This is a genomic window from Streptomyces sp. sk2.1, from assembly GCF_008120935.1.
Lineage (GTDB): Bacteria > Actinomycetota > Actinomycetes > Streptomycetales > Streptomycetaceae > Streptomyces.
The window spans coordinates 1697611-1715348 of the sequence record NZ_RDBO01000077.1 but is presented as its reverse complement, the minus strand read 5'-3'; the positions used below and the strand labels follow the sequence as shown (position 1 = coordinate 1715348).

At 71.8% G+C, this 17738-nt stretch carries 17 protein-coding genes; 5 read left to right on the top strand and 12 right to left on the bottom strand.

What is annotated here, in order from left to right; translation table 11 throughout:
• Positions 1-7: 7 nt before the first annotated feature.
• Complete coding sequence (locus tag EAO76_RS34765) at positions 8-772, top strand: sirohydrochlorin chelatase (RefSeq protein ID WP_148840063.1); 765 nt, start codon at positions 8-10, stop codon at positions 770-772.
• A gap of 12 nt (positions 773-784) precedes the next feature.
• On the opposite strand, the gene EAO76_RS34760 is transcribed toward EAO76_RS34765, so the two are convergent.
• On the bottom strand, positions 785-1420 hold the full coding sequence (locus EAO76_RS34760) for a DsbA family protein (protein WP_148840062.1): 636 nt from the start codon (positions 1418-1420) through the stop codon (positions 785-787).
• 111 nt (positions 1421-1531) lie between these two features.
• Between EAO76_RS34760 and EAO76_RS34755 the strand changes: the two genes are divergently transcribed.
• Positions 1532-2770 (top strand): hypothetical protein, encoded by a 1239-nt coding sequence (locus EAO76_RS34755; protein WP_148840061.1) that lies wholly within the window; start codon positions 1532-1534, stop codon positions 2768-2770.
• A 46-nt stretch (positions 2771-2816) separates the two neighbouring features.
• Here EAO76_RS34755 and EAO76_RS34750 read toward each other — a convergent pair whose 3' ends face one another.
• The gene (locus EAO76_RS34750) at positions 2817-3401 is read right to left on the bottom strand and encodes a TIGR03086 family metal-binding protein (protein WP_148840060.1); all 585 of its coding nucleotides are present in this window, start codon (positions 3399-3401) and stop codon (positions 2817-2819) included.
• A 245-nt stretch (positions 3402-3646) separates the two neighbouring features.
• On the opposite strand from EAO76_RS34750, the gene EAO76_RS34745 reads away from it, so the two are divergent.
• Positions 3647-4408 (top strand): ATP-binding cassette domain-containing protein, encoded by a 762-nt coding sequence (locus EAO76_RS34745; protein ID WP_187438915.1) that lies wholly within the window; start codon positions 3647-3649, stop codon positions 4406-4408.
• 6 nt (positions 4409-4414) lie between these two features.
• Here the strand turns inward: EAO76_RS34745 and EAO76_RS34740 are convergent, their stop codons facing one another.
• From EAO76_RS34740 to EAO76_RS34710, 8 genes are all read right to left on the bottom strand, one after another.
• Positions 4415-4807, bottom strand: a complete 393-nt coding sequence (locus EAO76_RS34740; RefSeq protein ID WP_148840058.1) for a DUF4440 domain-containing protein — start codon at positions 4805-4807, stop codon at positions 4415-4417.
• Complete coding sequence (locus tag EAO76_RS34735) at positions 4804-5379, bottom strand: DUF1697 domain-containing protein (protein ID WP_262375945.1); 576 nt, start codon at positions 5377-5379, stop codon at positions 4804-4806. Before EAO76_RS34735 ends, EAO76_RS34740 begins: the two co-directional genes overlap by 4 nt.
• Before the next feature lie 126 nt (positions 5380-5505).
• Positions 5506-6708: a S8 family peptidase gene (locus tag EAO76_RS34730; RefSeq protein WP_148840057.1), complete on the bottom strand. Its 1203-nt coding sequence runs from the start codon at positions 6706-6708 to the stop codon at positions 5506-5508.
• A 348-nt stretch (positions 6709-7056) separates the two neighbouring features.
• Positions 7057-8100, bottom strand: coding sequence for a cytochrome P450 (locus EAO76_RS34725; RefSeq protein WP_148840056.1), 1044 nt, complete (start codon positions 8098-8100; stop codon positions 7057-7059).
• Between the two features lie 115 nt (positions 8101-8215).
• Positions 8216-8296: a tryptorubin family RiPP precursor gene (locus tag EAO76_RS47805; RefSeq protein WP_350985409.1), complete on the bottom strand. Its 81-nt coding sequence runs from the start codon at positions 8294-8296 to the stop codon at positions 8216-8218.
• Between the two features lie 657 nt (positions 8297-8953).
• Positions 8954-10252: an ABC transporter substrate-binding protein gene (locus EAO76_RS34720; protein ID WP_148840055.1), complete on the bottom strand. Its 1299-nt coding sequence runs from the start codon at positions 10250-10252 to the stop codon at positions 8954-8956.
• Positions 10252-11091 carry a carbohydrate ABC transporter permease gene (locus EAO76_RS34715; protein ID WP_148840054.1) on the bottom strand — a complete coding sequence of 280 codons (840 nt, stop codon included), beginning with the start codon at positions 11089-11091 and terminating at the stop codon, positions 10252-10254. Before EAO76_RS34715 ends, EAO76_RS34720 begins: the two co-directional genes overlap by 1 nt.
• Positions 11088-12038 carry a carbohydrate ABC transporter permease gene (locus EAO76_RS34710; protein WP_148840053.1) on the bottom strand — a complete coding sequence of 317 codons (951 nt, stop codon included), beginning with the start codon at positions 12036-12038 and terminating at the stop codon, positions 11088-11090. The genes EAO76_RS34715 and EAO76_RS34710 overlap by 4 nt, the downstream gene beginning before the upstream one ends.
• Positions 12039-12163: 125 nt before the next feature.
• On the opposite strand from EAO76_RS34710, the gene EAO76_RS34705 reads away from it, so the two are divergent.
• Positions 12164-13030, top strand: a complete 867-nt coding sequence (locus EAO76_RS34705) for a phosphotransferase enzyme family protein (RefSeq protein ID WP_148840052.1) — start codon at positions 12164-12166, stop codon at positions 13028-13030.
• Positions 13031-13151: 121 nt separating this feature from the next.
• On the opposite strand, the gene EAO76_RS34700 is transcribed toward EAO76_RS34705, so the two are convergent.
• Positions 13152-13880, bottom strand: coding sequence for a 3'-5' exonuclease (locus EAO76_RS34700; protein ID WP_148840051.1), 729 nt, complete (start codon positions 13878-13880; stop codon positions 13152-13154).
• Positions 13881-13958: 78 nt separating this feature from the next.
• Positions 13959-15191 carry an SAV2148 family HEPN domain-containing protein gene (locus tag EAO76_RS34695; RefSeq protein ID WP_148840050.1) on the bottom strand — a complete coding sequence of 411 codons (1233 nt, stop codon included), beginning with the start codon at positions 15189-15191 and terminating at the stop codon, positions 13959-13961.
• A 374-nt stretch (positions 15192-15565) separates the two neighbouring features.
• On the opposite strand from EAO76_RS34695, the gene glgX reads away from it, so the two are divergent.
• Positions 15566-17731: a glycogen debranching protein GlgX gene (gene glgX, locus EAO76_RS34690; protein ID WP_148840049.1), complete on the top strand. Its 2166-nt coding sequence runs from the start codon at positions 15566-15568 to the stop codon at positions 17729-17731.
• Positions 17732-17738 lie beyond the last annotated feature (7 nt).

Sequence of the window (17738 nt, the reverse complement as noted above, 5' to 3'; positions counted from 1 at the left end):
CCCGGTCATGAACGCTCCGGTACTTCTCGTCGTCGCCCACGGCAGCCGCGATCCGCGGCACGCGGCGACCGTGCACGCGCTGACCGCGCGGGTGCGGTCGCTGCGGCCGGGGCTGCGGGTGGAGACCGGTTTCCTGGACTTCAACGCGCCGTCGGTGCCGCGGGTCCTGGAACGGCTGGCGGCGCAGGGCGCGCGGGAGGTCATCGCGCTCCCCCTGCTCCTGACCCGGGCCTTCCACGCCAAGTCCGACATCCCCTCGGTGCTGCGCGAGGCCCGGACGAGGCTGCCCCGGCTGCGCGTCCGGCAGGCCGGGGTGCTCGGCCCGTCGCCGCTGCTGAACGCGGCCCTGGAACGGCGGCTGCACGAGGCCGGGATCCGTCCCGGCGACCGGGGCTCGACCGGGCTCGTCCTGGCATCGGCGGGCTCCACGGACCCGGAGGCGATCGCAGTGATCGCTGAAATCGCGCGGGAGCTGCGGCACACCGGTTGGTGTTCCGTGCGGCCTGCGTTCGCCTCCGCCACATCTCCCGCGGGGTTCCCCCGCACCGAGGACGCGGTGCGGGCCCTGCGGGACGAGGGGGTGCGGCGGGTGGCGGTGGCTCCTTACGTCATCGCGCCCGGCCGGCTCCCCGACCGGATCGCCGCGGGCGCGGCCGGCGCGGACGTGCTGGCCGACGTCCTGGGTCCGGCACCGGAGCTGGCGCGGCTGCTGCTGGCCCGGTACGACGGGGCCCGTGTCCCGGCGGCCCGGACCGCCGTGCTCAGCGCGTGACGCGGCGTCCGGTCACCCCACGTCCAGGCTGCCCGTCCGGGTCCGCTTGAGCTCGAAGAAGTCCGGGTTCTCGGCGAGCGTGCGGAAACTGTCGAAGAACCGTCCCGCCTCCTCGCCGCGCGGCGCGGCCCGCAGGACGGGACCGAACCAGACCGCGCCGTCGACGTGGATGGTGGGTGTGCCGACGTAGGCGTCCGCCTCCGGGTCCTTGCCGGCGTCGTGGCTGCGCCGCAGCGCCTCGTCGTACGCCTCCGAGTGCGCGGCGTCCGCCAGTGCGGCGGGCAGGCCCAGCTCCGCGAGGGACTCGGCGATCACCTGGTCGAAGTCCTCGTTCTTCTCCCGGTGGATGCGGATGCCCATCGCGGTGTAGAGGTCGCGCAGGATCCCGTCGCCGTGCCCGGCCGCGGCGGCGACCGCGACCCGCACCGGCCCGATCGACCGGTCGACCAGGTCCCGGTACCAGTCGGGGAGTTCGTTGCCGATGTTGTGCAGGTACAGGCTCATGACGCGGAAGCGGAGCTCGATGTCCCGGTGCCGCTCCACCTCCAGCATCCAGCGGGAGGTGATCCAGGCGAACGGGCAGGCCGGGTCGAAGTAGAGGTCGACGGCCGTCCGGCCCGGTCCGGATGTGTGCGGTGTGCTGTTCATGGACCGAGCGTAGGCTTCAAGTGGCATGTGATCCCGGGCCATTTACCGTCGATTCCCCTGGGCCAATCAATCCACCGGCGGAAAGCCGGCCGCAGCCGGTAGCATCCGCTGATGCCCACCGTGGAAACCCTGATACCGAAGGCCGGACAGGCCGATGCCGAGGGCCTGCGCGCGTTCGACGCGGACGGGCTGGCGGAGTACGTGGCCGATCCGGCACATCCGTGGTGGCGCCGCAGGCCCTGTGTGCTCGCGCTGGCCGGACGGGTGCCGGAGCACCGCGTCGCCGGGCTGATCGCCCGCGTCCACGACCCGCGGGACGTGGCGGAGGTCCGCATCGCGCTCCTGGACCTGCTCGCCGACCGGACCGAACTCCTGCCCTGGCTCGGGCATCCGGACCGGCGGCAGGAGGGTTCGTACGGCATGCCCGAGGCGATCCTCAAGGCACGCGGTCTGCTCGGCGACCGCTCGGCGGCCGGCGGACTGACGACGCTCGCGGCCAGCCCCTGGCGGCGGTGGCGGGCGGTCGGCGAGGCCGGACTGGACGCGCTGGTGGCCCGGTACGGGGCCGGGGCGGTCCTGTCCGACGTCGGCGACGCCCGCCCCGAGGACCGCGCCTTCCGGGTCCGGATGCGGCACCGGGCCGGTGCGGACGTCTCCGACGCCCTCGCGGACCCCGACCGCGCGGTCGCGTACCTCGCCCAGTCCCTCCTCACCGACCCGGACCGGCTGCGCGGCCACCTCGACGAGGCGCCGACGACCGAGGCGAAGCTGTGGACGGCGTACGCGCTGCACCGGCTCACCGGTGACGCCGCCGAGACCCGCGCGATCCACGCCTCGCTGGGCCGCCCCCGGGTCGAGGTCGCCGGACTGGACGAGGAGCTGCGCACGGCGATCGCCCAGGAGTACGGGCAGCACTGCGAGGAGCGGAGCGACCCGCGCTGGCGGATCGAGGCCGTCTGCGCCGGGCCGCCCGTGCCGCCGGACGAGGACGAGCGGCTCCGCCGCGCCGTGACCGCGCTCACCTCGGCGGGCCTGGCGCCGCGGCCCCCGGTCTCCTGCGGGGAGCACAACCGGCAGGGCGGCGGCACCTATCACGTCATCGGCCTCGGTGGGAGCGGGGCGGAGGCCGACGAGGACGAGGACGGGAGCGAGATCTTCATCAGCACCCTGGGCCGGTTCGTCACCTCCCACGAACCGGAGCCCACCGCCCGCGCCGCGTTGGAGGCGGCGGGCTTCCGCTGGATCGACCGGGTGACCGGCGCGATCCGGGTCACCGGCCTGTGCGTCTACCACTTCGGCGACCGCGATCCCCTGGACGTCGCCACCCTGCTCTTCCACTGGCAGGACTGACGCCCCCGCCCGGACCGCACCGGGCGGGGGTCCGGCGGACCGTGGCTCAGGCCGCGGTCCAGTGCGGGTCCCGGCCGCTGTGGGCCAGCGCGCGTTCGAAGAGCGACGCCGATCCGGGCACGGCGACCTCGTCGGCGAAGCCGTCGTACTGCCGGTAGAGCGCGGCGGTGCTGTCGACGACGCCGAGGACGTACGCGGCCGCCCCCTCGGAGAGCCGGAACTCCTCCCCGACGGCCCGGGCCACGTCCCAGCCGTGCAGGGCCGTCTCCTCGATGAGCATCGCGGCGATGTCGGCGGCCGGCGAGGTCGAACCGCCGAGGTCCACCTCCCCCTCCCAGACGGCCGGGTCCGCCCAGGCCGCGACGGCCCGGTCCAGCTGCTCGACGTACCGCTGCGCCCAGTCGGCGTCGGCGGTGAAGTCCCGCCCGGTGAGCTCGTCGGGGAGGTCCTTGCGCAGGGCCCGGTGCTCCAGGCCGTGGGAGGTGTAGAGCACCCAGTGGTTGATGAGTCCCCGCAGGTCCCAGTCGCCGCAGGGGGTCTTCGGCGCGTCGAGCCGGCCGGCGCCGACGGAGCGGGCGATACGGGCCGCCTCGGCGGCGACTTCGGTCATGTGAGCGTGCTCGTTCTTCATGCCCGCAGCCTAGGACCGGCCCCCGCGACGGGGATTGAAGAAAAGCGACAGGGTCCGTACGGCTTCGCCCGGGCCGGTGCGGCGTCCCGGGCTCCCGGACGGGCCGGGGCGGGAGGATAGGATCGGTGCATCGGTCCGGACATCCTCACCGCCGACCGGCCGGAGCAGGCGCTCTCCCCGACCGGGACCGCCTCGGCGCAGAACCGCTTCGGCCCCCCGATCGTCCGTCGGCCGACGGCGTCTCGATCGTGCGGGACGGCAACGTCCTGCTCGACTCGGTCTCGCTGACCGTGCGCCGCGGTGAGCACTGGGCGCTGCTCGGTGCCAACGGGGCCGGGAAGAGCACACTGTTGGGGCTGCTCGGCGCGGTCGTCCATCCCACCCTGGGCACGGTGGAGGTGCTCGGGCGGCGGCTCGGCCGGGTCGACCTGCGGGAGCTGCGGTCGCTGCTCGGGCATGTGAACCCGCGCCATCCGCTGCGCTCCGCCCTGTCCGTGCGCGAGGTGGTGCTGACCGGTCTGACCAACTCGGTCGAACCGGTGCCCCGCTGGTCGGCGAGCCCGGAACAGCGGGAGCGCGCGGAGCGCCTGCTGGAGATGCTCGGCATGGGCGGCCGGGGAGAGTCGCGCTGGCCCACGCTGTCGCAGGGCGAGCGGGGCCGTACGCTCATCGCCCGCGCCCTGATGCCCCGGCCGCGGCTGCTGCTGCTCGACGAGCCGGCCACCGGGCTCGACCTCGCCGCGCGCGAGCAGTTGCTCGACAGTCTGGACGCGCTGCGCGAGGAGCATCCGGAGCTGGCGACGGTGCTGGTCACCCACCATCTGGAGGAGCTGCCCGCCTCCACCACGCACGCCTTGCTGCTGCGGGGCGGCCGGTGCGTGGCCTCGGGTCCGGCGGACGAGGTCCTGACCACCGAACGGGTCGGTGAATGCTTCGGGCACCCGGTGCTGATCTCCCGTACGGACGGCCGGTGGGCGGCCCGGACGCAGCGTCCGGGGCGTCGCTGAACCGGCTCAGCGGCCGGTGCGGGGGCCGGGGTCCACGACGGTGAAGAGCGTGGCCTGGTGGAAGTACAGCACCCAGCCGTCACCGGCCGGCCGCCAGAGCGAACTGCGGTGGGACAGGCGGCCCTTCGTCTCGGTGTCGTAGGTGAGGTGGACGAGTTCGTCGCCGAACTGGACCCCGCTCATCCGGGACGCGGTGAGCGGGCCGGGGCGCGGGGCGTCCGCGGCGGTGAGTTCGGCGATGATCGTGTCGCGGTTCCAGATCCGGCCCTCGTGGTCGATCTCGCGGTACTCCGGGTGCAGCACCCGGGAGAGGAGTTCGGCGGAGGCGCGTACGGCCGGGTCCAGGAGGCGCAGCTCGCCCTCGACCGCCGCGGCCACGCCGGGGGACGGTTCGCTCATGCGCGGGCTCCGTCCTGCGCGGCCCCGGCCGCCGATGTCATCTCCACCAGCTTGACCACGGTGTTCCAGTTGCGCGAGGTGGCGACGAGGTCCTTGGTGACGGAGGTGCGGGACAGCGCGTCACCGAGCTTCGAGGTGCCCAGTCCGCCAGGGGCGTAGAGGTAGAGCGCGCGGTCCCCGAGGCGGAACTCCTCGGGGAGGAAGGCCGCCGGGTCGATCCGGGCGAAGCGGTCGGCGTCGACCGGCCGGTCGTAGTACGTGACGTGCAGCTGTCTGCCTTCGAGTTCGGCGGCCGGGAACGGGCAGGCCGCCGCGGTCCCCGCCAGGTAGGCGCCGTCCCTGACCAGGCAGGGGACCGGAAAGCCGAACCGTTCCTCGATGGCCTGCTCCAGCTCGGCGGCGAGGGCGTTCTCGTCGCCGGACGCACTGCTGAAGACGGCGTTGCCGCTCTGCAGATGGGTACGGACGTCTCCGTGGCCCAGTTCGGTGAGCAGTGTGCGGAGTTCGGCCATCGGAACCCGCTTGTGGCCGCCCACGTTGATTCCGCGCAACAGCGCCGCGTACATCGTCATGGCCACACCATAGGACGAGCTCTTCGCACCGTGCGGCCGCCGCGCCCCGTGGGGGAGGGCGCGGCGGCCTTCGGTTCCGTCGTGCCGGGCGGCGTTCACCCGGTCACGGCCGCGGTGGGGCGTCGGTTACTCGACGACCTTCAGCAGCTTGTTCGGCGTGCCCTCGGTCGCGTTGGAGATCGCGTCGGGGGTGGCACCCTCGGTCAGCGCCGTGGCGACCTCCTCCGGGGTGGCGTCCGGGTGGCCGGCCAGGTAGACGGCGGCGGCACCGACGACGTGCGGGGTCGCCATGGACGTACCGGAGATGGTGTTGGACGCGTCGTCGCTGTCGTTCCAGGACGAGGTGATGTCCGAGCCCGGTGCGTAGATGTCCACGATCGAGCCGTAGTTGGAGAAGTCCGACTGCTCGTCGTCCACCGTGGACGAGGCGACCGTGATGGCCTCCGGGACTCGGGCCGGGGAGCTGCCGCTCGCGTCGGTGGACTCGTTGCCCGCGGCCACCGCGAAGGTGACGCCGGAGGCGATGGCCCGCTGGACCGCGGCGTCGAGCGCCTCGTCCGCGCCGCCACCGAGGCTCATGTTGGCGACGGAGGGGCCCTCGTGGTTCTCGGTGACCCAGTCGATGCCCGCGACGACCTGCTCGGTGGTGCCCGAGCCGGAGTCGTCGAGGACGCGGACGGCGACGATGTCGGCCTTCTTGGCGACACCGTAGGTGGCACCGGCGATGGTGCCCGCCACGTGGGTGCCGTGGCCGTTGCCGTCGTCGGCGCTGTCGTCGTTGTCCACGGCGTCGTAGCCCGAGGTGGCGCGGCCCTCGAACTCCTCGTGGGTGACGCGGACACCGGTGTCGATGACGTACGCGGTGACGCCCTCGCCCGCGCTGTCCGGGTAGGTGTAGGCGTCGTCGCCGGTCGTCTCGGTCTGGTCGATCCGGTCCAGGCCCCAGGACGGCGGGTTCTCCTGGGTCTCGCTGATGTGGAACTTCTTGTTCTGGACGACCTTGGAGACGGCCGGGTCGGCCGCCAGACGCTTGGCCTCGGCGAGCGAGAGGCCGCTGGCGGAGAAGCCGTTGATGGCGGAGCTGTAGTTGCGCTTCAGCTTGCCGCCATACTCCTTGGCGAGCTCCGCCTTGTCGGCCTTCTTGTCCAGCATGACGATGTAGCTGCCGGCCACGGCGCCCGCCGCGTCCGCGCCGTAGACGACACCCGTCCTGGGGGCGGGGGCGGCACCGGCGATCGAGGTGTTGAGCAGGGTGACACCGGCCGCTGCGGCGACCGCGGTTATCGCTGCGGTCAGCTTGATCCGGCGTGCGCGCTTGTGAGTTGCCATGAAGAGGGATCTCCTCGTCATTCTTTGTGGGGGGATTGACCCCCGGCCGGAAGATCTCCGGGGGGCTGGCTCGAAACCCTGACCGATTGACGCGCCCAGATCAAGGGCTTCATCCGGCTGTGACTTACTCAACAAAGTTTCGTAATAAGAAACCGGCCAGTCGCCCCCAACTCGGGCACCGCCACCGCAACGTCCGCCCCCCGCACGGGACTTGCCGCCCACGTCAGGCACTATCGACCCGCTTCGCGAGCGGGAAGGCAGGGTTCGCCGGAGGGCGCCTGTGAAGGCGGGGGCGGCTTGAATCCGCCCCCCATGTTCACAGAGCCCACACGACGTGATGAAACGGACTCAGGCCCTCACGACCCGCACTTCGGAGACCCCCATCAGCCCGGCCAGGGGCACCTTCGCGGTGGTCTGCTCCGGACTCACCGTCAGGCCGTCGCCGCGCAGCCGGTCGAGCAGCATCTCGGCGAGCGGCATCACCATGTGCCGGCCCCAGCAGCGCTCCGAGGCGTGCCCGAAGGGGAGGTAACCGGGGTGGGTCTCGGGGTCGAGTTCGTCCCAGCGCTCGGGGCGGAACTCGTCGGGGTCCTCCCAGAGCGCGGGGTCGCGGTGGCTCAGCAGCGGCAGGATCAGGACGTCGTCGGCCGCGCCGATCCGGGGATCGAGGGCGGGGTACTCCGGCGACGCCCTCCGCAGGATGTTCCAGGACGGCGGCAGCAGGCGCATGGCCTCGTACAGGATGTTCCGGTTCGAGGTGTCGTCGTCGAAGGGCGCCCCGAGCCAGAGCGCACTGGCGACGAGCGTCGAGACGGTGAAGCAGACCGGGGCCGCCGCCCGCCGGTACAGCCCCATCGCGTAGCGGCGGTCGCCGTACCCCTCCGCCTCGGCGGTCAGGCCGGCGATGGCGGAGACGGGTGCGCCGGGGCGGAGCCGGCCGGGCAGCGCCGCCCCCGTGGCGATGACCGTCCAGGTGAGCTTGGGCGTCAGCTCCAGGGCGCGGTCCATGAGGATGCGCAGCCGGTAGGGGTCGCCCTCCAGGACGAGGTCGCGCAGGAACACATGGCCGACGTGCGGCCACTCGCCGGAGAGGTCGACCGCCCCGACGGGCTTCTTCAGCGCCGTCCGCACGTCCCGGCCGATGGCCCGCATGACCGTCGACGCCTCGGCGCGCGGAATGGACCGCCCGTGCAGGGGCTTGAACGTGGGGCGTTCGTCCTCGGTGGCCGGTCTGGCGGCGAGGATCCGGTCGGACAGCTCGGCCCCGGCCACGCCGACGGTGCCGGGATCCAGCCGGAAGACGTCCTCGCCCCGGTGGTCTCGCAGGAGCGCCTGGAGCCTCGGCGCGAAGACGACTTCCCGGGCGCGGCTGCCGGTACCGGACATGTGCATCGATGGTCTCCAAGAAGCGGGAAGGGCCCGCGTCCGGCGGGCCGATGAGGCCTGGCCGGACACGGGCCCGAATCGACTGACCGTGTCCCTCGTGACGAAGGACCGCCCTGTCGGTTTAGTACCAGTGGTACCAGGCGTACGCCTTCAGGCTCTTCTCCGGCGTCATCTTGTCCTTGAGCAAGAAAAGGAACTTCATAACAGCACCTCCATCTTTTACTCTGAATTTGCATTCACGGGGTGTGGTTCGGCCTGTTCGCGACGACAATCCCCCGCCTCGGGAAGGGAATTCTCTTGCCGCTCACCGCCGAAAAGAGTGAAGCTCAGCGGGAAAGTGCTTGTCAATGACTTCTTTTCGCGTCGCGTCCGACTTGCGGTGAATGCGGAGAACATAACGGAACGACCGGCCGGGGAGACGGATCGGCGGGGGCGACCCGAAAAAGCGTCCATGCGTCCAGTCCCCGAACCCCCCTTCCACCCGACCTACGGCGCTGAGCAGCGAGGACGAGGGGGCTCGCAACCTCCCCCATACCTCCGTGGACACGTGTACACAAGGGCCTGAAGAGTCGGATTCACTCTCCGAATGTCTGAATCTTCGACAATGCGCGATGTTTGAATCCGGGTTTCCGCTTTCCGGGCGACCACCGGAACGACTGGGTGACGAACCCAAAGAAACGTACCGGTCGGTAATCCTGGATTCATTTGGAGAAAAATTTGATTTCCCGATGAAACCGAAACGCCCCGGCGCCCGTCCGCGGAACTTCCGGGGCCACCCGGCGCACAGCACACAGCACACAGCGGCGGGGCCGCCGGAAGGCGCGGCCCCGCCGCCGTGTGCCGGACGGTGGGCGGTGGTTCAGCGCTGATAACGGGCCAGGACCCGGTTCCCGTCGTCGACCAGACGTTTCCTCAGCTCCTCGGCCCCGATCGCACCGCTGTAGTACTCCTGGAGGGCGGGGGTGGCGACCTTGTCCTTCCACTCCGGGTAGCCGCGCACCGACTGGGCGGGCGCCGGACGCAGTTCCTTCGCGACGGCGACGCCGGTCGCCCAGCCGTTCTCGGCGGTGTGCAGGGAGGGGTCCGCGAGCGCCGCGGTGCCGGTCGGGAGCATCCAGTCGCCCTTGGCCAGGCGCACCATGTTCGGCGGCCGGAGCAGGAAGTCGATGAACCGCGCGGCCGCCTTCTTGTGCGGGCTGGCCTCCGAGACGGAGAGGGTCTGCGGGCTCACCCCCTGGGCCAGTCCCCCGCTGCCCGCGGGAGCCGGCAGGACCGTCCACTCGAAGCCCTCGGGGGCCTGCTCGACGACCTGCTGGCGGTACGCGAACCCCAGCGGCACCATCGCGTACTTGCCGCCGAAGAAGCCGGGAAGGGTGTCGGAGCCCCCCATGCCGAGCGTGGTGCGCGAGGCGCTGCGGTCGGTGTTGACCTGGTCGTGGATGACGCCGGGGACGACCCGGTCGCCCTCGTCCGCGCGGATGGTCACCCTGCCGTCGGCGCCCCGGTGGAAGAGCTTGCCCCCGCCGGAGAGGCCGAGGTTCAGCGTGACGGAGACCGGCTCCTTGAGCGGCCAGGCGACGCCGTATCTGCCCTCCTTCGTCAGTTCCTTGGCGACCTGCCGGAACTCGGCCCAGCTCCAGGGGTGCTCGGGCGTCGGGACGCGGACCCCCGATTCCTTCAGGATCCTGGTGTTGGCGATCAGGACCCTGGGTTCCTGGAGGAACGGCACCCCGTAGACGCCGTCGCCGAAGGTGGTGGTCCGCCAGCTCTCCCGGGGGATGTCGGCGGTCAGCCGGTCGGGGAGGAGTCCGCGCAGGTCGGCGAGGTAGCCGCCGTACGCGAAGTCGGCCAGGTCGTCGGAGGCGTCGTGGATCACGTCCGGCGCCTCGTCGCCCTCGAAGGAGGTGAGCAGCTGGTCGTGGACGGTGTCCCAGCTGCCCTGGACATAGCTGACATGGATGTCCGGGTGGGTCTCGTTCCACTCCTCCACCAGTTGCCTGTTGGCGTCGACGGACTCCTTCTGCCAGGCCAGCGACTGGAAGGTGAGCTCGATCCGCCCGTCGCCGCCCCCGTCGTCGTCCGGGCCCGCGCAGCCGGTGAGCAGCAGGGCCAGCGCCGCGGCCGCGGCGGCGACCGTCCTCGTCAGGGACGCGCGCATCAGCTCTTCACCGCCCCGGCCATCATGCCGCCCGTGATCCGCCGCTGAATGATCGCGAAGATGACCAGCGAGGGCAGGGTGGCGAGGAACGCGGCGGCGGCCAGCGGTCCGAGGTCGGCCGCTCCCTCCGCCCCGATGAAGTGGGTCAGCACGACCGGCAGGGTCTGCTTCTCCGGCGTCTTGAGCAGGACGAGCGCGAAGAAGAGCTCGTTCCACGCGGTGATGAAGGCGAAGAGCGCGGTGGCGACGATGCCGGGGGCCAGCAGCGGGGCGGTGACCGAGACGAGCGTACGCAGCCGTCCCGCACCGTCCACCGAGGCGGCCTCCTCCAGCTCGACGGGCACGGCCCGTACGTATCCGACCAGCATCCAGAGCGCGAACGGCAGCGCCCAGACGACGTACACCATGATCAGCCCCCACAAGGTGTTGATCAGATGGAGGTTCTTCAGGATCAGGAAGAGCGGAATGATCATCAGGACGATCGGGAACGCCTGGCTGACCACGACCCATCCGGTGGCGGCCGTCGAGAGCCTGGAGCGGTGACGGGCCATCACATAGGCCATGGGGGTGGCGACGAGGACCGCGAGGAGCGCGGCGCAGACCGCGGCGAGCAGGGAGTTGGCGGCGGCCTGCAGCAGCGGCTGTTCGTCGAACGCCGTGCGGAAGTTGTCGAGCGTCGGGTTCTCGGGGATCCAGGTGGGGTGCAGGGACCCCAGTTCGCGTGCCGGTTTGAAGGCGGTGGAGACCAGCCACAGGAACGGGAACGCCAGGAAGACGAGGTACCCGAGGAGCGCGAGGTACTGCGCGGCGCGTGCCGGTCCGCCGGTGCGTCGGCTCATCGGTCCTCGCCTCCCCCGATCCGGCCGGCCAGGTACACCGCGAGGATCACGGAGATCACCGCGACCATCACGCAGCCCATGGCGGCGGCGTAGCCGAACTGTCCGTAGTGGAACGCCTCCTCGTAGGCGAAGAGCATCGGCAGCCGGGTGCGGCCGCCGGGCCCGCCGTTGGTCAGCACGTAGACCAGGGCGAAGGAGTTGAAGTTCCAGATGAAGTTGAGCGCGGTGATGGCGAGCGCGACCGGTCTGAGCACCGGCCAGGTGACGGTCCGGAAGCGGCGCCAGGCACCGGCCCCGTCCAGGGCCGCCGCCTCGTGGAGTTCGTGCGGGGTGTTCTGCAGTCCGGCGAGCAGGGCGACGGTGGTCTGGGGCATGCCCGCCCAGATGCCCACGACGATCACGGCGGGCAGGGCGGTGGCCAGTCCGGTGAGCCAGTCCCGGCCGTCGCCCAGGCCGAGGTCGCGGATGGTCTCGTTGAGGACGCCCGCGTCGGGGTTGTAGACCAGGCGCCACATGATGCCGACGACCACCTCGGGCATCGCCCACGGGATGATCGCCAGGGCCCGCGCCAGCCAGCGCAGCCGCAGCTTCTGGTTGAGCAGCAGGGCGAGGCCGAGGGCCAGGACGAACTGCGGGACCGTGACGCCGACCGCCCACAGCAGCCCGATCCGGAACGAGTCCCAGAAGAGGGTGTCGTGGAGCAGGTCCTGGAAGTTGAGCCCGCCCACCCACTGGGTGGCGCGGGTGCGGCCGGACTGGGCGTCGGTGAAGGCCAGCGCGATGCCGTAGAGGAGGGGGCCGACGCTGAGGACCAGGATCGGGATCAGCGCGGGCAGGACCAGGAACCAGGCACCGACGTTCCGGTTGGCCGGCCGGGACTGCCCGCCGGGTGGCCCATCGGGTGGACTCTTCTTTCCGGAACGTACGGTTGCATCCGCTAATGTCATTAATTCGCCCCCTTGCGTCATTCGATCGGTTTCATACCGTTCTGGCCGCTCAGGTGGCCCCCGTCATCGTGCTGACGGCCCGTCGGTTCGTCAAGGCAACCTGCACGGATGCGAAAATCGGATCCATGAACGAGATGCGTGCGCGCGAGGTACTGGCCGCTGCCGGACTGTCCGGTGGTGCGGAACTGCTCGCGCTGGGCGAGAACGCGGTGTTCGCCGTCGGCGACCTGGTGGTCAAGGTCGGCCGGGACTCCGTGCACCACCCGGAACTGCGGGACCGGGCCGAACGCGAGGTGGCCGTCGCCCGGTGGCTGGCCGACTCGGGGGTCCCCGCCGTGCGCGCCGCCGAGTCCGGGGCGCGCCTGGTCGAGGGCCACCCGGTGACGCTCTGGCACCGGCTCCCCGACGCCGTGCGCCCCGCCGAACCCCGGGACCTGGCCGGGCTGCTCGCCCTGGTGCACGCGCTGCCCGCCCCGCAGGGGATCTCCCTGCCGCGCCGCGAGCTGCTGGGTGGGGTCGAGCGCTGGCTGCGGCTCGCCGGTGACGCCATCGACCCGGCCGACGCCGACTACCTGCGCGAGCGGCGCGACGGCTTCGCGGCGGCCGCGGCGGCGCTGGTGCCCCATCTGCCGCCGGGGCCGATCCACGGGGACGCCCTTCCCCGCAACGTCCATGTCGGCCCGGACGGGCCGGTGCTGGTCGACCTGGAGACCTTCTCCGCGGATCTGCGCGAGCACGACCTGGTCGTACTGGCGCTGTCCCGGGACCGGTACGGCCTGGCGCCCGAGGCGTACGACGCCTTCGCCGCCGGCTACGGCTGGGACGTCCGTGAGTGGGACGGCTGCCCGGTGCTGCGCGGGGCGCGGGAGACGGCCAGCTGCGCGTGGGTGTCCCAGCACGCCCCGTCCAACCCGCGGGCGCTCGTGGAGTTCCGCCGCCGGGTGGCGTCGCTGCGGGACGGCGACCCGGCGGTGCGGTGGTATCCGTTCTGAGTGCCGGGCGCGGGGCATCCCCGTCCGCCCGGAACGCGTCACGGGCCGGGCGGTGCCTTCGGGCGGGCCCGCGCCGTCCGGCGCCCGTGACCGGTCCTCGGGCCGGGCGGGCCCGGAGGGCTCAGCCCGGGACGCCGGCCGGTTCCCGCAGGGGCCAGTGGCCGTCGATCACCGCGTCCGCCGTGCCCTTGCGGCGCAGGAACCGCTGGAAGTCCGCCGCCCACTGCGCGTACCACTCCACCTGGCGCTCGTGCAGCTCGGCGGCGGTCAGCCCGGCCACCGAGCCGTGCCGCTCGGCTATCGCGTACGCCACCCGGACCGCGGCCAGCGCGTCCGCCCCCGCGTCATGGGCGCCGCCGTGCACCACCCCGTACTCGACGCAGACCGCTTCGAGGTTGCGCTTGCCCTTGCGGTAGCGGTCGACGGCCCGGTCGATGGTGTACGGGTCGATGACCGGGCCGATCCCCGCCCCGTCGAGCCGGTCGCTCAGCGAGGGCAGTCCGTGGCGCCGCAGCTCCGCCGTGAGCAGGGTCAGGTCGAAGGCCGCGTTGTACGCCACGACCGGCACTCCGCGGCGCCAGTACTCCGTGAGCGTCCCGGCGATCTCGTCGGCCACCTCGCGCGCCGGCCGGCCCTCCGCCGCCGCCCGCTCGTTGCTGATGCCGTGGATCGCGGAGGCCGGCTCGGGGATCGGAACGCCCGGATCCGCCAGCCAGGTGCGCTGCCGCACCGGCTCCCCGTCCCGGCCGTCGACACCGACGACCGCCGCCGTGACGATCCGGGCCTCCAGCGGTTCCGTACCCGTCGTCTCCAGGTCGAAGCCGACCAGCGCCTCCCGGTGCCAGCTCATCCCGTAACCTCCTTCGTGGTGCTCTCCCCCATGTGCGTCCACCCTCGCACGCACCACTGACAACGCCGCCGCGGCCCCTCAGGAGACGGGTCGGGAGTCCGTCCACACGGACTCGAACTCCTCGCGGTACGTCTCGAACAGGCCGTGCTCGTTGTCCTGCCCCGCCCGGACCACGGCGCGCCCGCCGCCGCGCAGCACCAGTACGGGCGCCTCCATGCCGCGTGCGCGCCTCAGATAGGGCTGGACGACCCCGACCGCGTCCGTTCCGTCGCCGTCCACCAGATAGGCCGTGAAGCGCGGCGTCTCGTCGAAGACGTGGATCTCGAAGGCGCCCGGGTCGCGGAGCTTGGAGCGGACCCGGCGCATGTGGAGGATGTTCATCTCCACCGACCGGCTCAGCTCGCCCTTCTTGAGCCCCAGCTCCCGCTCGCGGCGCTTGACCGCGCTGCTGGCCGGGTTGATGAAGAGCAGTCGTATCCGGCAGCCCGACTCGGCGAGCCGGATCAGCCTGCGGCCGGAGAAGTTCTGCACCAGCAGGTTGAGCCCGATGCCGATCGCGTCCAGCCGGCGCGCACCGCCGAAGAGGTCCTCGGCCGGCAACTGGCGCTGGAGCCGCACCCGGTCGGCGTGGACGGAGACCACGTCCGCGTACCGGTCGCCGACCAGTTCCTCGACGGCGTCGACCGGGAGCCGGTCGGCCGACGGGACGGCGGCACCGCTGCCCAGGATCTCCAGGAGCCGGGCGGAGGCCCGCTCGGCCTGGGCGAGGACCGCCTTGTTCAGGGCCCGGTTGCGGGAGACCACGTTGCGGGCGACCTCCAGCTCGTCGAGCGCCAGCTCCACCTCGCGCCGGTCGTCGAAGTACGGCTCGAAGCAGGGCCAGTGCTGGACCATCAGCTCGCGCAGCTGCGGGAGCGTGAGGAAGCTGAGGACGTTGTCGTCGGCGGGGTCCAGCAGATAGCCCTTGCGGCGGGAGACCTCGCGCACGGCGACGGCCCGCTGCACCCACTCCTGCCCGGCGGGGCCGGCGGCGGCCACCACCCAGTCCTCGCCGTGGACCGGTTCGTAGATGGGCCGGAGCACGGCGGCCACCACCGCGCGCAGCCGCTGTTCCACCAGGTTGAGCCAGATGTAGGCGCGTCCGGCCCGTTGGGCGCGCGTGCGCACCTCGCTCCAGGCGTCCGCTCCCCAGTCCAGTTCTGCGCCGATCTCCATGGGCCGCGCAAGTGATACCGCCCCTGGTGGGACGTCGCTGGAATCCCCCTCGTGACCCGTGTCACCCGGGGGCAGCTCGATCCCTCCCGAGCTCACCCGCGCACCGCCTTCCACTCCCCCACCAACGATCAAGGAAGGGTACTCCGCGAGCGGGAGCCGATGCAGCCCGATGCGCATGCTGCTTCACCAACTCCCCATCGGTGCGGGCCGGTTCCCGACGGCGAGATCTGCCGTAGTGAGGGGATTCATAGTGATTGGGCCCCCTTCCCGGTCCGTGCGCCCGATCCGCGGTCCGGCCGGGCGCACATCGCGGTTCCGGGCGACACGGAGGGGCCCGATGTTGACCGGACCGCGCGACGTCCTAGGCAGCCGCACCTCTTTCGGGGAAGATTTCCGGAGAGATCCGGAACAAACAGCCCCAAAGCCCCAGAGCCCCGAACATCCGGATCAGAAGGGGAAGAGTCGATTCCATGCAGGTCTGGCCGGGACAGGCATACCCCCTCGGCGCCACGTACGACGGCGCCGGGACCAATTTCGCGGTCTTCTCGGAGGCCGCCCACCGAATCGAGTTGTGCCTGCTGCACGACGACGGTTCCGAGACGGCGGTGGAACTCAGGGAGACCGACGCCTTCGTCCGCCACGCCTATCTGCCCGGGGTGATGCCGGGTCAGCGGTACGGGTTCCGGGTGCACGGGCCCTACGAACCCCAGCGCGGCGTCCGGTGCAATTCGGCGAAGCTGCTGCTCGACCCGTACGCCCGTGCGGTCGCCGGGCAGATCCGATGGGGCGAGGAGGTGTACGGCTACCCCTTCGGCCGGCCCGACGCGCGCAACGACCTCGACTCGGCGCCGCACACCATGACCTCGGTGGTGGTCAACCCGTACTTCGACTGGGGGGACGACCGGCGGCCCCGTACGGACTACCACCGCACGGTGATCTACGAGGCCCACGTGAAGGGCCTGACGATGCTCCATCCGGGGCTGCCGAAGGAGCTGCGCGGCACCTACGCGGGGCTGGCTCACCCGGAGGTGATCGCCCACCTGACGGAACTGGGGGTCACGGCCATCGAACTGATGCCGGTGCACCAGTTCGTCCAGGACCACCGGCTGGCCGACGCCGGACTGGCCAACTACTGGGGCTACAACACCATCGGCTTCTTCGCCCCGCACAACGCGTACGCCTCCTGGGGCGACCGCGGCGAGCAGGTGCTGGAGTTCAAGCAGGCCGTGCGGGCGCTGCACCAGGCGGGCATCGAGGTGATCCTCGACGTGGTCTACAACCACACCGCCGAGGGCAACCACCTGGGCCCGACGCTCTCCTTCCGGGGCCTGGACAACGCCTCGTACTACCGGCTGGCGGAGGACCAGCGGTACTACACGGACACCACGGGGACCGGGAACTCCCTGCTGATGCGGTCGCCGCACGTGCTCCAGCTGATCATGGACTCGCTGCGGTACTGGGTCACGGACATGCACGTGGACGGGTTCCGCTTCGACCTGGCGGCGACCCTGGCCCGGCAGTTCCACGAGGTGGACCGGCTGTCGTCGTTCTTCGACCTGGTGCAGCAGGACCCGGTGGTCAGCCAGGTGAAGCTGATCGCCGAGCCGTGGGACGTGGGCGAGGGCGGCTACCAGGTGGGGAACTTCCCGCCGCTGTGGACCGAGTGGAACGGCAAGTACCGGGACACGGTGCGGGACCTGTGGCGGGGCGAGCCGAGGACCCTCGCCGAGTTCGCCGGCCGGCTGACCGGGTCGTCGGACCTGTACCAGGACGACGGGCGGCGCCCGCTCGCCTCCATCAACTTCGCCACCTGCCACGACGGGTTCACCCTGCACGACCTGGTCTCGTACAACGACAAGCACAACGAGGCGAACGGGGAGGGCAACCGGGACGGCGAGAGCCACAACCGGTCCTGGAACTGCGGTGTCGAGGGCGAGACCGACCGGCCCGAGGTACTGGACCTGCGGACGCGGCAGATGCGGAACTTCATCGCCACGCTGATGCTGTCGCAGGGCGTGCCGATGCTGAGCCACGGCGACGAGTTCGCACGGACGCAGCGGGGCAACAACAACGCCTACTGCCAGGACAGCGAGCTGTCCTGGGTGCACTGGCCCGATCCGGCGGAGGCTGCGCGGGCCGGTGCGGACGGGGCGGAGGGGGACGGCGGGAGCCCGGCGGCCGGCAGCCTGCTGGAGTTCACCCGGGCGATGGTGTGGCTGCGCCGCGACCATCCGGTCTTCCGGCGCCGCCGGTTCTTCCACGGCCGCCCGGTGGAGGGCACGCACGACGAGCTCTCGGACATCGCGTGGTTCACGCCGGAGGGCCACGAGATGACGCAGCGGGACTGGCAGGCCGCGCACGCCAAGGCGCTGACGGTCTTCCTGAACGGGCACGCGATCTCGGAGCCGGGGCCGCACGGCGAGCGGATCTCCGACGACTCGTTCCTGCTGATGTTCAACGCGAGCGCCGAGACGCTGGAGTTCTCCGTCCCGGTCAACCACGGCCGACAGTGGCTGGTGGTCGTCGATACGGCCCGCCCGGCCGGGGTGCTGCCCGGCTCGGGGCCGAAGGTGGCGGCGGGCGATCGGGTGACGCTGATCGGGCGGAGCATGGTGGTGCTGCAACGGCCCGCGTGACGCCGCG

Bases quoted from the DNA above. Each gene is read 5' to 3' on its own strand.
- EAO76_RS34765 (WP_148840063.1), top strand. From the start codon at position 8: ATGAACGCTCCGGTACTTCTCGTCGTCGCCCACGGCAGCCGCGATCCG.
- EAO76_RS34760 (WP_148840062.1), bottom strand. From the start codon at position 1,420: ATGAACAGCACACCGCACACATCCGGACCGGGCCGGACGGCCGTCGAC.
- EAO76_RS34755 (WP_148840061.1), top strand. From the start codon at position 1,532: ATGCCCACCGTGGAAACCCTGATACCGAAGGCCGGACAGGCCGATGCC.
- EAO76_RS34750 (WP_148840060.1), bottom strand. From the start codon at position 3,401: ATGAAGAACGAGCACGCTCACATGACCGAAGTCGCCGCCGAGGCGGCC.
- EAO76_RS34740 (WP_148840058.1), bottom strand. From the start codon at position 4,807: ATGAGCGAACCGTCCCCCGGCGTGGCCGCGGCGGTCGAGGGCGAGCTG.
- EAO76_RS34735 (WP_262375945.1), bottom strand. From the start codon at position 5,379: ATGACGATGTACGCGGCGCTGTTGCGCGGAATCAACGTGGGCGGCCAC.
- EAO76_RS34730 (WP_148840057.1), bottom strand. From the start codon at position 6,708: ATGGCAACTCACAAGCGCGCACGCCGGATCAAGCTGACCGCAGCGATA.
- EAO76_RS34725 (WP_148840056.1), bottom strand. From the start codon at position 8,100: ATGCACATGTCCGGTACCGGCAGCCGCGCCCGGGAAGTCGTCTTCGCG.
- EAO76_RS47805 (WP_350985409.1), bottom strand. From the start codon at position 8,296: ATGAAGTTCCTTTTCTTGCTCAAGGACAAGATGACGCCGGAGAAGAGC.
- EAO76_RS34720 (WP_148840055.1), bottom strand. From the start codon at position 10,252: ATGCGCGCGTCCCTGACGAGGACGGTCGCCGCCGCGGCCGCGGCGCTG.
- EAO76_RS34715 (WP_148840054.1), bottom strand. From the start codon at position 11,091: ATGAGCCGACGCACCGGCGGACCGGCACGCGCCGCGCAGTACCTCGCG.
- EAO76_RS34710 (WP_148840053.1), bottom strand. From the start codon at position 12,038: ATGACATTAGCGGATGCAACCGTACGTTCCGGAAAGAAGAGTCCACCC.
- EAO76_RS34705 (WP_148840052.1), top strand. From the start codon at position 12,164: ATGAACGAGATGCGTGCGCGCGAGGTACTGGCCGCTGCCGGACTGTCC.
- EAO76_RS34700 (WP_148840051.1), bottom strand. From the start codon at position 13,880: ATGAGCTGGCACCGGGAGGCGCTGGTCGGCTTCGACCTGGAGACGACG.
- glgX (WP_148840049.1), top strand. From the start codon at position 15,566: ATGCAGGTCTGGCCGGGACAGGCATACCCCCTCGGCGCCACGTACGAC.